The organism is Micromonospora cremea (genome assembly GCF_900143515.1).
Lineage (GTDB): Bacteria > Actinomycetota > Actinomycetes > Mycobacteriales > Micromonosporaceae > Micromonospora > Micromonospora cremea.
Genome location: NZ_FSQT01000001.1, coordinates 1,722,796 through 1,735,717, shown reverse-complemented (window position 1 = coordinate 1,735,717; position 12,922 = coordinate 1,722,796). Strand labels below are relative to the sequence as shown.

Annotated in this window: 8 protein-coding genes and 1 pseudogene; 4 read left to right on the top strand and 5 right to left on the bottom strand. The window is 70.4% G+C overall.

The genetic code is table 11. The features are described from left to right. The first annotated feature begins 439 nt into the window (after nucleotides 1-439). Both BUS84_RS07940 and BUS84_RS07935 read left to right on the top strand, forming a co-directional pair. On the top strand, nucleotides 440-1,207 hold the full coding sequence (locus BUS84_RS07940; RefSeq protein WP_244298431.1) for a hypothetical protein: 768 nt from the start codon (nucleotides 440-442) through the stop codon (nucleotides 1,205-1,207). Nucleotides 1,208-1,315: 108 nt separating this feature from the next. Beyond that, complete coding sequence (locus BUS84_RS07935) at nucleotides 1,316-1,789, top strand: hypothetical protein (protein WP_208869550.1); 474 nt, start codon at nucleotides 1,316-1,318, stop codon at nucleotides 1,787-1,789. A 62-nt stretch (nucleotides 1,790-1,851) separates the two neighbouring features. Here BUS84_RS07935 and BUS84_RS07930 read toward each other — a convergent pair whose 3' ends face one another. After that, the gene (locus BUS84_RS07930; RefSeq protein WP_074310097.1) at nucleotides 1,852-2,496 is read right to left on the bottom strand and encodes a TetR/AcrR family transcriptional regulator; all 645 of its coding nucleotides are present in this window, start codon (nucleotides 2,494-2,496) and stop codon (nucleotides 1,852-1,854) included. 50 nt (nucleotides 2,497-2,546) lie between these two features. Between BUS84_RS07930 and BUS84_RS07925 the strand changes: the two genes are divergently transcribed. Beyond that, nucleotides 2,547-3,476, top strand: a complete 930-nt coding sequence (locus BUS84_RS07925; RefSeq protein ID WP_074310095.1) for an NADP-dependent oxidoreductase — start codon at nucleotides 2,547-2,549, stop codon at nucleotides 3,474-3,476. 257 nt (nucleotides 3,477-3,733) lie between these two features. Here BUS84_RS07925 and BUS84_RS07920 read toward each other — a convergent pair whose 3' ends face one another. Further along, nucleotides 3,734-4,576, bottom strand: coding sequence for an IS5 family transposase (locus tag BUS84_RS07920; RefSeq protein ID WP_084757281.1), 843 nt, complete (start codon nucleotides 4,574-4,576; stop codon nucleotides 3,734-3,736). Nucleotides 4,577-4,692: 116 nt separating this feature from the next. On the opposite strand from BUS84_RS07920, the gene BUS84_RS07915 reads away from it, so the two are divergent. Next, nucleotides 4,693-5,475 carry an IS5/IS1182 family transposase gene (locus BUS84_RS07915; RefSeq protein ID WP_074310091.1) on the top strand — a complete coding sequence of 261 codons (783 nt, stop codon included), beginning with the start codon at nucleotides 4,693-4,695 and terminating at the stop codon, nucleotides 5,473-5,475. A 170-nt stretch (nucleotides 5,476-5,645) separates the two neighbouring features. Here the strand turns inward: BUS84_RS07915 and BUS84_RS37365 are convergent. From BUS84_RS37365 to BUS84_RS07905, 3 genes and pseudogenes are all read right to left on the bottom strand, one after another. Further along, a pseudogene (locus BUS84_RS37365) lies at nucleotides 5,646-5,815 on the bottom strand (ABC transporter substrate-binding protein); the annotation flags it as partial. Nucleotides 5,816-5,938: 123 nt separating this feature from the next. After that, nucleotides 5,939-9,310: a S8 family serine peptidase gene (locus BUS84_RS07910; protein WP_143728276.1), complete on the bottom strand. Its 3,372-nt coding sequence runs from the start codon at nucleotides 9,308-9,310 to the stop codon at nucleotides 5,939-5,941. A gap of 135 nt (nucleotides 9,311-9,445) precedes the next feature. Beyond that, nucleotides 9,446-12,685, bottom strand: a complete 3,240-nt coding sequence (locus BUS84_RS07905) for a S8 family serine peptidase (RefSeq protein WP_074310089.1) — start codon at nucleotides 12,683-12,685, stop codon at nucleotides 9,446-9,448. Between the last annotated feature and the right edge of the window lie 237 nt (nucleotides 12,686-12,922).

Genomic DNA, 12,922 nt, shown 5'->3' with positions numbered 1-12,922 from the left:
CGTCGCGGGCAAAGTCCTGCAGGCGACACGGGAGGCCGCCACTCGAGGGGACATAAGCGGCCCGAGTGGACAGGATCGCCTGCGTTACGAAGAGCCGCCCCGCCGCCCACGTTCCGAGATGTTGCGCGACGACCCGGCCGCAGCTCGACGGGACAGCCATCCCTAGCAGTACGTCCTGCGCGGCGGCGAGCACCGGCGAGCGTGGACGGGCAGTGCCGGTATCAGCCTCGGGCACGGGCGGGGCCGGGTGGGCAGAGCGGCAGTTGCGAGCGGCCGGACGAGCTGTTCGCCATGTAAGCGAGAACGTTGTGTCATGCCGGCGACAATGGGAGATGCGGTCCAGCGTCGTCGTGCTCGACGAACTTAATGGCAGCGGGTCCGGGGCCGCGCAAGCCTCGCCTGTGGCCGTCCTGCAAGTAGGGGCAGCCATACTGCTGGCATGCGTGACGGCCTGCATGGACCGAACGTCATCATCGCTGGGGAGCAGGTTCTGCTTCTCGTGGCGGTCAGCGGTGGTGAGGCCGTGCACCTCGCGCGCCGGCACCGGCCGTCGGAGCCGGGCCGCGACGCTGTACCCGAGCACTACCTCACGGGCGGGGATCGCGAGCGGGAGGCAGTCCAGCGGCGGTATGACGTTGAGGCGCTGCGGGAGCCGGTCTGGGAGCACACGACGATGTGCGGCCGGGAGTGGACGCTGATGGTCGGGGGTGAAGGGGGCACGCTGAGCAGGTACCGGGAGCCGGCGTTCGCGCCGACCTGCCGGCGGTGTCTGACGGCGATGGACCGCCTGTTCCCCGCGCCTGCGGTCGACCGCAGGGTCCCGGTCGTTGCCCAGGTGGTCTGCGGCGTGGTGCGTGAGCACGGGTACGCGGAGGTCCGGGAGGTGCCCGGCGACCAGCTTGCCGTCCTCCGGAAGGAGATTCGGTCACTGATCAGGCAGCAGACGGGCCACCCCGCCCAGACACTCGTTCACGGCGATCTCCTGCTGGTGGTATGTGATCCGCTGCGGGACCCGGAGGCAGAGATGCGCGCGGCGGCCGAAGCGGTAGGAGCGGTGCTGTTCGGGGATCAGCCGCTTCCGGCCACGCGACCCGAGCGGCCTTGGATTGTCACGTGGACGGCGTGGGACCTGGGCTACATGCCGGATCGGCCCTTCCGCGTGCTCGCCACTCGCGGCTGCTTGAGCTGGATCTGCAGCGCGTCATGAGCTTCCACGTGGAGAACGGCCTCGTTACCGACGTGTGGATCATGCTCAACCCGGCCAAACTCACCGGCTGGCTCCCGGCCAACGGATCTTGACCGAAAGGTGGACAGCATGCTTGAAGCGACGACGGATCGACAGCTGGGACCCGGAATGGCTCAAGTGGGCCGCCTCCAGCGCACAGCGCTCATCGCGGCCGTGGTCATCGCCGGTGTCGTGGGCGTGTGGTCGCACTTCCTCCCGCAGGCGTTTTTCCATCACTTCCCCGCCGTCTTGGGTGAGTGGATCTCGCAGGACGGTCCGTACAACGAGCACCTCGTCCGCGACCACGGCGCCATGTACCTCGCGCTGGGCGCGGCGAGCGCATACGGGCTCATGCGACCCTCCCAGATCGGATATCGACTACTGGGCATCGCCTGGACCGTCTTCGGAGTTCTGCACTTCGCGTATCACGTCACTCACCTTGGACACATGCCTGCGACGGATACCGCAAGTCAAGTGGCGGTTCTCGTCGTCGCCGTACTCCTCGGGATCGCGCTCCTGATCAGCGGCCGAACCCCGGTAAGTGAGGAGATGGGCAACCGCTGAAACAGGCACCGCGTGGGACGTGTTTTAGCCAGCGGCCAGATCGCCCACGTCGCCGAGCTCCTCTAGCCCGCTTGGCCGCGGGATACCGATGCCGGGGGCGCCGGCCGCGCCACGGGCGGGAGCGGCGAGGCATCCGGGCTGGCGTGGAACGCCTGGATGGCGAGCGCGGCGAAGCGCCGGGAGGCGGTGACCTTGGCAGTCGGCGAGGGCGCGTGGATACCGCTGTTGGCCATGAGCACGAGGATGACGTCGTCCAGGGCGAAGTCGGGGCGCAGACGGCCGGCTTCCTTGGCGCGGCGGGCCAGTTCGGCGATCGACCTGAGCGCGTATTCGCGGCGCGCGTCGAAATCCACGGCATTGGGAAACGTCGAGGTGAGAGCTGCGGTAAAGCCCCCATCGCGTGCGTGCAGTTCACACATTTTCTCAATGACGAGACAGAAGCCGTGCCACGGATCCGGATCGGCAAGGCCCTCGTCGACGACGGCGCGACACGCGTACATCTGCTCTGCGAATGCCTCGGTGACCAACATCTCCTTGGTCGGAAATCGGCGGTACAGGGTGGCTGGTGCAACCCTGGCGCGCCGTGCGACCTCCCGCATCGGCACGTCCAGACCTTCAACGGCGAAGACCGCGCGGGCGGCATCGAGGATGCGCTCGCGGTTGTCCAGGGCGTCGGAGCGAAGGGTGTGAGGCAAACGATCGGTCACTGCTCTCACTTTAGCGAGGTGGACAGCAGCGTGCGTTAGCGTCCCTGCGCATGAGGGCTCTGCAATTTTCCAAGTATGGTCCCGCGAGTGTGCTTGAGGTCTCGGAGGCACCGGAACCGCACGCCGGACCGGGACAGATCCGGGTGGCGGTTCGGGCCTCGGGTGTCAATCCGGCCGACACGTACGTCCGCGCCGGCCGATTCCAGGAATGGATTCCGCTCCGCCTGCCGCACGTGCCCGGCGTCGACGCAGCCGGCGTGGTGGATGAGGTCGGTGACGGAGTGATCACGGTTCGGGTAGGCGATGAGGTTTTCGGGATCACGGACTACGCCCAGATGGGCGGAGCAAACGCCGAATACGCCGTCCTGGTCGCGTGGGCACCGAAGCCGGCCGCCCTGAGCTGGGAACAGGCCGGCGGCGCGGCCGGCAACATCGAGACGGCCACGCGCGTGCTCGACCGACTGGGCGTGGAGGATGGCACCACGCTGTTGATCGAGGGTGCGGCTGGCGGGGTCGGTACGACCGCGATCCAACTCGCGGTCGCTCGCGGCGCGGCCGTCATCGGCACGGCCAGCGACCGCAACCATGACTTCGTCGCCTCGCTCGGGGCGATCCCGACCACCTACGGCCCCGGGCTGGCCGAGCGGGTCGACGCTCTGATGCCCGGCGGAGTAGATGCCGTACTCGACTGTGCCGGCTCTGGCTCTATACCCGACCTGGTCCGCCTGGTCGCAAGCCCGGACAGGGTGGTGAGCATCGCAGACATCAACGCCGCGGCGTACGGCGTGCACCTATCGCGCGGCTCTGGTCCCGGCGCGGACTCACCGTCTCTCGAAGGAATCGCCGCCGCTGGCGACCTCGCCGAGCGGGGCCGCTTCACGGTGCCGGTCGCTGCCGTGTTCTCCATGGAAGAGGCGGCCGCTGCCCACGAGTTGAGTGAGTCCCGCCACACGCGAGGAAAGATCGTGCTGAAGCCGTAGCGTGCCCCACCTGTGCCGTGGACCCAGATTGATAGCCAATTCCGATCGGGCAGTCGAAGGTGCACACTCTCTCGACGGTCATCGTCGTTCGACGGACAGGACCGCCCGCCGTTGGGCGGGCGGTCCTAGCCTGGGCGACCCACGGTGATCGTCAATGAGGGCTTTTCATCGTGATGGGCCTGCTCACGATGGGCGCGGCGGAGCATGTGTCGACATAGGACGAGGCTCCCGGTAAGAGCGTGTTTGAGATGGGCTGATCAGGTCCAGATGAAGGTGCGGCGGGATTGGCGTCGGGCGGGTCGACCCCGGGTGATGCGGCGTGTCATGCCGGCGATGGCGGCCCAGCGGATGATGGCTTCGGAGACCTCGGGGTGGCGTTCGTAGTCGCGGGCCAGTCGGCGGCAGGCGGTGAGCCAGGCCAGCGTGCGTTCGACGACCCAGCGGCGGGGATGCACGGCGAAGCCGCGTTGGTCGGTGGGCTTGCGGACGATCTCGAGGGTGGTGCGCAGTATGTCGCGGGTCCAGTCGACGAGTCGTCCGGTGAAGCCCTGGTCGGCGAAGACGTGTCGGATCGGGGCGGCCATGTAGGCGCTGAGCAGGGCGGTCTTGGCGCCGTCGCGGTCCTGCCAGCTCGCGGCGAGGACGGTCACGGTGACCAGCAGGCCCAAGGTGTCGGTGATGATGAACCGCTTGCGGCCGTTGACCTTTTTCCCGGCGTCGTAGCCCCGACTGTCTCGGCCGACGGTGTCAGCGCCCTTCACTGACTGGGAGTCGATGATCCCCGCCGATGGCTGCGGCTCGCGGCCCTGCTGCACCCGCGCCTTGATACGCAGCGCCGCCAGGAGATTCTCGGTCACGCCGGCGTCTTCCCACCGGGTGAAGTACCAGTACACCGTCTGCCACGGCGGAAGATCCGCCGGTAGATACCGCCACGGACATCCAGCCCGCACCACGTACAGGATCGCGTTGACGATCTCCCGACGAGGATGCTTCTCCCGCCGCCCGTCCGTGTTCGGCTCCGGCAGCAGCGCCTCGATCAGCGCCCACTGGGCATCGGTCAGGTCCGAGGGGTAACCACGACGAGCAGACACCCGAGCCACCCTGCCCGCTGAAGACCCGCGGTGTCACGCCAACACACCGTCCACAACAGACCATCTCAAACACGCTCTAAGACAGCAGTCGACCAAGATCCGATGCCCCAACCGGGAGCCTCGCTGTGCTGTCTTACCCGTCAACGGTCGCGCTGTCCAGCCGCACCCTGAACCACCTGGCCGACCTCATCCGCGCCGAACGCACCCGCCGCCGCGGCCGGTGGCGACGTCTTGATGCCGGCCAGCAGGCACTGCTCGCATTGGCCCATCTGCGTAACGGGGACACCATCGCCCGTCTGGCCTGCGGCTTCGCGGTCAGCGTCACGACGGCCTGGCGGTACGTCCGAGAAGCCATCAACCTACTCGCCGCGCACGCCGAGGACCTGAACGCGGCCATACGGCGCATCGCCCGGCTTGCCTACGCGATCCTCGACGGCACCCTGATCCCCATCGACCGGGTCGCGGACCAGAGGCCGTACTGCTCCGGAAAGCACAAGCGCCACGGGGTCAACGTGCAGGTCATCGCGGACTGCAAAGGACGCCTCATCTGGGCCTCACCCGCCCTGCCCGGCGCCGTGCACGACCTGACCGCCGCCCGCACCCACGGCCTGATCGACGCGCTGAGCAGCGTCAACGTGATGACCTTCGCCGACAAGGCGTACCAGGGCGCTGGCGGCAGCATCCGCACGCCCTGCAAGCGCCGCCGTCACCGACCGCGACTGTCCCGCCGGCAGAAAACCGTCAACCGGCACCACGCCAAGATCCGCGCCGTCGGCGAGCGCGCCGTCGCCACCCTCAAGGGCTGGAAGATCCTGGCCAAGCTCCGCCGCTGCCCCCGACGTGCCACCGCGATCGTCCAAGCCATCCTCGCCCTACATCACGTCCAGACCAGCCGAAACCCACGATGAAAAGCGCTCAGTCATCCGCTGTGGATCTCCGGCAGCTGGCCCTTGGCCGCGTCCGCGGAGAGCGGCTGCGCGGGGGGAGGTCGGTGTCGATGGCCGCGACGAAGCGGCGGAGACGAGAGCGGCCGCACCGGCCATCTGGTGCGGCCGCTCTCCGTTGGAGGTTCAGTGGCTCAATGCCGCAGCAGCACGCCCGCGTCCGCCAGCGCGCGGATCACCGTGGCTGATTCGCTAAGCCGATGATCAGCACAGCGTCCGCCCCGAAGCTCTTGATCTCCGCAGCGCCGGCCGTGAAATCGACAGCCAAAGCGTCCTCCGCCGGGTCGTAGGTCAGCAGCTTCAACCCGAGCGGGAGTTCCTCGCCGACGCGGCCCTCTCGTCCTGAGCCAGCCGCCTGAAACGCGCCGAGGCGCGACCCGGTCGGCACCGGGCCGCGCCTCGGTGGAGGTACGGCGGATCGGGACGGTCAGCCGGCGCGGTACGCCCGGATGATCGTCTGCTCGATGCCGCTGCCGCCGTCGGCGGTGGCCTTCACCCGCAACGAGACCGCCTGTCCGCCCGTCACGGTCGGCAGCGCGGCGTGGTAGCCGTCCCGGTCCCGGTCGACCGTGGTCGGCTGCCAGGTCACGCCGTCGTCGGTCGAGGTCCAGACCTGGAACGTCGTCACCCGCTGGGCCGGCGCCCCCTGGGCCTGCCGGACCGTGAACGTGGCCGGACCACCGGTGGGATGGTTCGCCGCGTCCAGTGGCAGGGCGTAGTCGACCGACAGGAGCGGCAGGGCGCTGCGCGCCGTGCCGGCCGGTCCGGCCGACCGGAAGGTCCACGCGGTGTTGACGTGGGTCGAGAACGGCAGGATCCGGCTGGTGTCGACGTCGAAGGTGAGCCGGTAGTCCGCCGCCTTCGCCGGCACGCTGAAGTCGGTCCGGGCGGCGTTGCGCTCGTCGACGAGCTGGCCGTCCCGGTACAGCGCCAGCGTTCGCGTGATGCCGACCGCGCCGGGCTGCAGGCAGTCGGCCCGCTGGTGCTGGTCGACGAGCATGGCCAGGTCGACGTGCAGGTTGCCGCTGGACCGCCACGGCGCGCCGGCGCAGCTGTACTCCCCACCGGCCGGGTCGTCGAACCAGTCGGAGCGCAGCGGCTGCCGCGCCCAGATCTTGGTCTGCCGGCTACCCGGGGCGTAGTCCCGGGGCGCCTCCTGGGCCGGGAGCCCGCCGTAGGTCCCGGTGTCCTGCCAGAGGAACCCCGGCGAGACGTACTCGGTACGCGTCGCCGGCAGGTCGTAGGTGGGGTTCTGAGTCAGGTAGAACCCGTCGGGGGTGAAGCCGGCGCGGCGCATCGAGGTCACCATCCCGGCCAGGTCCAGCTGGTTGAACCGCTGGTCGATCCGGGCGAGACGGGCCTGCTCGGCGGCGGTGACCCGGTAGGTGGGGTCGGCCGGCACTCCCTCGGTGTACTCGTGAGCCAGGTCGTAGTGGTACGGCGCGGCCGTGCCCGCCGGCGAGTCAAGCCCCCAGCCGCCGTACATCCGCAGCGACCCGACGCTGGGTAGCGTCACCGGGCCGACCGCGACGGTGGCCGAGTCACCCCACGCGGCGATGGCCTGCCACCAGGAGAGACCGTTTACGGCCGTCTGCACGTACAGGAAGTCGCTCGCGAGGGCCTGGGTGGGCTTCCCGGACACGGTCGCGGTGGACGGCTTGGCCTGCGTCGAGTCGAGGATGACCGTCCGGGGGCCGTCGACGGCGATGTCGCTGTCCCCGACGAACGCGCCCGTCTGCGCTCCGGTCTCGTCGTTGTACGTGGTGAACGCCGCGGTGACCTGGTAACGGCCGGCCGGGACCCGCAGCGTGGCCGACTTGCCGGGGGTGAAGAACGCCCCGCCGCCGTAGAGCAGCGGGTCGGCGAGGTTGGTCACCTCCACCCCGACGGCGCTGTACCCGTTCACCGGGGCGCCCGGCACGGCACGGGTCTGGATCGTCAGGTCGTAGCTGCGCGGCTCCACGTAGAAGGCGACCGGCGTGGTCGCGACCAACGCGTGGTTCGGCGTGCGGGCGGTGACCGTGGCGAGGTAGTACCCGGGCGAGCCGGCCAGCGCCGCGCGGTCGAGCCGCAGCGTCGCCGTGCCGGGCACGCCGCCCTTGAGCGTCACCCGGGTGGTCGACAGCTTCGCGGCCCGGCGGGGTGCGGTGGTCCCGTCGTGGTTGGCGACCGTGATGGCGAGGTCGAGCGGGACGGTCGCCGGGGTCCGGTCGCCGGTCCAGCTCAGCCGCACCTCGCTGGTTCCGGACTGCGGGTAGCTGAAGGTGCCGAGGTTGACCACCGGCTGGTCGCTCACCGGGCCGGTGAGTGCCCGTGCCGCGTTGAGCCGGCCGGCGCCGACGGTGTACGGCTCGGCGTCGGGCAGCGGGTCGGCGGCGCCGACGAGCCCGGCCTTGAGCCGGTCCGCGGTCCAGTCGGGGTGGCGCTGGGCGAGCAGCGCGGCGGCCCCTGCGGCGTGCGGGGCGGCCATGGAGGTGCCGGAGAGCGTGGTGTGGTGCTCGTCGAACGGCGTGCCGAGGGTGGTACCGGCGGCGCGGCCGGCGACGATGTCGACGCCGGGGGCGACCAGCTCCGGCTTCGCCGCCCAGGTGTTGATCAGCGGTCCCCGGCTGGAGAAGTCGGCCCGCTCGTCGTCCGCGTCGACCGCGCCGACGGTCAGCGCGCGCCCGGCCGAGCCGGGGGACGCGATCGCGCCGCCGCTGTTGCCGGCGGCGATGACGAAGAGTGCGTCGGTCTGCTCGGTCAGGTTGTCGACGGCGACCGCCATCGGGTCGGTGCCGTCGTCCGGCATGGCGCCGCCCAGGCTCATGTTGATCACGTCGGCGCGGGCCGCGGCCCACTCCATGCCGGTGATGATGTCGGAGTCGGAACCGGAGCCGAAGTCGTCGAGGACCTTGCCGATGACCAGGCGCGCATCGGGCGCGATGCCGCGACGCTGGCCGTGCGAGGCGGCCCCGGTGCCGGCGATGGTGGTCGCGACGTGGGTGCCGTGCCCGTTGTGGTCGACCGCGTCGCCGCCCGTGGTGACGAAGTCGGCGCGGTCGACGACGCGGCCGGCCAGGTCGGGGTGGCTGAAGTCGGCGCCGGTGTCGAGCACGGCGACCCGGGTGCCCTTGCCGGTGTAGCCGGCCTGCCAGGCCTGTGGCGCGGAGACCTGGCTGATGTTGTGGTCGAGTTGAGCGGGCTGCCCGCCGCCGTGGTTGCCGGCGGTGATCCCGGTCGCGTGCACCTTCCGGTCGAGCCAGACCTTTCGCGCACCGGTGAGCAGGGTGGTGGTGGCTGCCCTGGCGTTGGCCGCGGACCGCTTCGGCACGGCCCCGGCGACCGCGCCGATGCTCGACAGTGGCCGGAGGCCGGCGAGCGCCGTCGTCCGCTGGTTCTCGGCGGGCTGCACGATGACCGGCAGCTCGGTGGTGCTCTCGTCGTCGTAGCCGTCCGCGATCAGCGTGGTCACGTCGAACAGGTCCGGGTCGAGCACGGTGCCGACCTGGGCCGCCACCGTGGCCGGGATGACCTTCAGGTGCCCGTCGACACCGCAGCTGCGCCGGATCACACCGGCCGGGTCGACGGGCTGCACGCGGACCCGGGGGCAGCCGGACCCGGTGGCCTCGACGGTCACCACGTCGCCGGTGAGCAGCGTGACGGTGTGCGTCTCACCGCTGCCGGCCGGGGCCGCGGTGGCGGGGTTCGGGGTGGTGAGGTCTGGGGTCGGGTTGGCCAGCGCCGGGGTTCCCGGCACCGCTTGCAGCGTCGCAACCACTGTGGTGGTCGCCAACAGCCACCGAATTCGTCTGGGCATCTCGCTCCCGGGGTTGGGGGGTCGGCCGCATCTGCCGCAGGCACGCACGTTCGGTGTGGCCGCCCAATCTGAAAAGGATCGGAAAAAGACCGGGCCCGAGCGGCTGCACAGCCGCTCGGGCCCGGCCTCGCTCGGTTACCGGGGCCGCACCTCGTAGGCGCGGTGGACGGTCTGCGTGACCTGGTTGCCGTCCCGGTCCGCCAGCGTGACCCGCAGCGCGACGTGGCCCGCTGCGGGCGGGTTGGGGACCATCACCTTGCCCAGCGTCCCGTTCGGCCCAGCGGTGACCTTCAGCGACTTCCAGGTGCGGCCCTCGTCGAAGGACGCCTCCACCCGGGTGACTCGGGTGGCCGGGACGCCGCCGGCGGGCTGGCCGCTGACGCCGATCAGCACCTTGGTGGGTGCCTTGCCGGCGGCCCGGTTGTACTCGTCGAGGCCGACGGCTGCCAGGCGGGGCACCATGAGTGGATTGGCCAGCCACTCCGTGGTGCCTGCCGTGGTGAACCGCCACTCGGCGTCGATCCGGCTGGACAGGGTGGCGAACGGCACCGACCGGGTGACGCTCGCCTGCAGGGTGTACGTGGCCTTCTCCACGGGCAGCCCGTAGGCGTAGCCCCACTGGCCGGCCTGCCACTGCGCGACCTGCTCCCCCTCCCGCTTCAGCGTCAGGGTGCCGGACGCGGGGGTGTACGCGAAGTCGTGCGTCTCGGCGTCGACGAACCACGGGATGTCGGGGATCGACATGAAGCCGTCTCCGTTCAGCCCGGTGCTGTCCAGCGTCGGCCCGAGGAGCGCGTTGTTCCAGGTCTCCCGGCCGGGTTCAGCCAGGCTGACGGTTCGGGCCGGTGCCGTGATCCAGTTGTCGCCGATGCGGATCTCGCTCTCGTACCGCCCCGGCGCCCGGTAGTCGATCACCTTCGACGGGAAGTCGACCGGCCCTTCGATGGTGAGCGTGGGAAGGCTGTCGTCGGTGATCATGCCGACGGCGGCGGATCCGCTGGAGGCGACGCCGGGAGCCTTGAAGTCCATGACGACCCGGGCGAGGTCCTCCCTGGCCGCGGTGCGTACCGGGTCGGTGGGGATGCCGGCGCGGGTGTCGGCGATCCGGTAGTGGTAGGGGCTCGGCGACTGCTCGCTCGAACCCTTCTTGTCGAAGACCGCCCGGGCGCCATAGGTGACGGCCGGATCCTCGACCGGGAGCACGTAGCTCGCGCCCTGCACGCCGAAGGAGCCGCCGTGCGCCATCCGGGTGCCGGCCACGTCGAGGGTCAGGTCCACGGACGTGACGACATGCTCGGCCGAGCGGTCGGAGATTTCGAGCCGGACCTGCCTGCCGCGGCGGGCGTCGACCCGTACCGGCAGGACGGCCGTATCGTCGGTGACCGTGACCGGCACGATCCCGTAGGTGAAGGCGATGTCCTCCGGCCCGCCCGGGAACACCGTGGTCAGCAGGTAGTGCCGGCCGGTGGGAAGCATCCCCCGTGCCGTGCCCCCATTGACCGTCAAGTACGTCACCGCGCCGGTGTCGCCGTTCACCGCGGCCACACTGCCCTCGGCGGGCGCGCCGAGCCGGTTGACCAGCTCCACCGACACGTCGTACCGCGCGTCCTGGTGGTAGGTCAGCGCGGTCCGGGCCACCGGGGCGCCGTCGACGGTGGCGGTGAGGGCGCCGAGGTGGTAGGCCTCTGCCTCGCCTTCGCTGCCGACGGTGAGCGTCACCGAGGCGCCGCCTCCGGCGGGCACCGTCAACCGCTGGGTGTTCAGCGTGACCAGCGCGGCCGGGATCGACGAGACGGCCAGATCGAGGACGACCGGCTCGGTCCCGACGTTGCGATAGCTGACCGTGCGGGTGACGCCCGCTGTGGGACGCGGCCAGGGCTGGTTGATGTTCAGACCACCGACGCTCGGCGTGACCTGAGCGGCGACCGCCCGCGCCACGTCGACACGGCCGGACCCGTACCGGGGCGATGGCATGCTCTCCCAGCGGGGCTCGGAGGCGCTGCTCATCAGGCCGGCCTTCAGCTGCTCTCCGGTCCAGTCCGGATGCTGCTGGGCCAGGATCGCCGCCGCGCCGGTGACGTGCGGGGCGGCCATCGACGTACCGCTGAAGGACCCGTAGCCCCCGCCGGGGACCGCTGCGACGATGCCCACTCCTGGCGCACTGATCTCCGGCTTCAGCGCGTTGTCGAGCATGCGTGGACCGCAGCTGGAGAAGTCGGCGATGAAGTCGGTCCGGTCGACCGCGGCCACGCTCAGCGCCGCGTCAGCGGTGCTGGGCGAGCCGACCGGGCGGGCGCCATACCTGCAGCCGTTGTTGCCCGCCGAAATGACGAAGAGGGCTCCGGTCTGAGCCGACAGGTCGTTCACCGCGGCCTCGAGCGGGTCGATACCAGCGGAGTCGAGCCCGCCGAGGCTCATGTTGATGACCTTCGCATGCACCTCGTTGGCCGCCCAGTGCATCCCGGAGAGGATCGCCGACCAGGGGCAGCCTTCTTCGGAACAAACTTTGCCCTCGGCCAGCTTCGCGCCGGGCGCCACGCCCTTGCGCAGCCCGTTCGAGGCCACTCCGCTGCCCGCGATGGTCGAGGAAACGTGGGTGCCGTGCCCGACGTGGTCGTCTACCGTGCCCTCGCCGACGAAGTCGGCGGACGCGACGACCACGTCCTTGAGGTCGGGGTGGTCGATGTCGTAGCCAGTGTCAAGAACGGCCACGGTGACACCGGTCCCGGTGAGCCCCGCCTGCCAGGCAGTCGGGGCGCCGATCTGGGGCACACTGCGCTCCAGCGAGACCTTCATCCTGCGGTCCAGCCAGAGCTTGCCGAGGCCACCGCGCAGACGCTGTGCAGCTTTCTCTCCACCGGTGACTGCACGCCACATGCGTCCGGTGTTGTTCGGGGGGACGCGCACCGCGTTCAGCCCGAGCCGGGGCAGGGCGAGAGTGGTCCGGGCACCGTCGGCGAGCACGCCCCGCACCCGGTTGGAGGGCCCGGCCGTGGTCGCCTTGGCGTACTGGGCGATCAGCGGCAGTTCGCCACCGTCGTCGGGCGCGCTGTCGATCAGCGCGGCCAGGTCGAACAGTTGGGGGTCCAGTTGGTTGGCGGAGAGCAGGTTCAGCGCGTCGGAGGGGATTACCGAGACGGCGCCGTCGCTGGCCGATCGGGTCAGGAACGTCACGTCCTGGCGGCCAGGGCCCGGGGTGACGCTGTAGGAAATGATGCCCTTCGGTCCACGAGTGACGGCCACTGTATCGCCGGTGACAAGGGTGATCGTGTGGTGTTCGGCGCGCTGCTGCGCGGGGCCAGGCTCGGTGGCAGGTTGCGGCGAGGCGAGCGCCGGTGGCGGAGGCACGGCCGCCAGAGCCGCGAGCCCCACCATGAGGGCACCGGATACCGCCGTCAGGGCAGTACGCCGGTGTGGCCGGGAAGGATGCACAGACATGGACCCTTTCTTCAAATGGCCGCTCTTGACCCTGTAGCGACCTCACGACAGGGCCCTCCTCCCGACCGCGGGTCTCCCGGATGATCGTGGAATCGAGCTCGGCCGAGTGTCACACTTGGCACCACCCGGGGCTAGATCACTCAAGGGCGCAGATGAGTCGTGACTCAGGTGCGC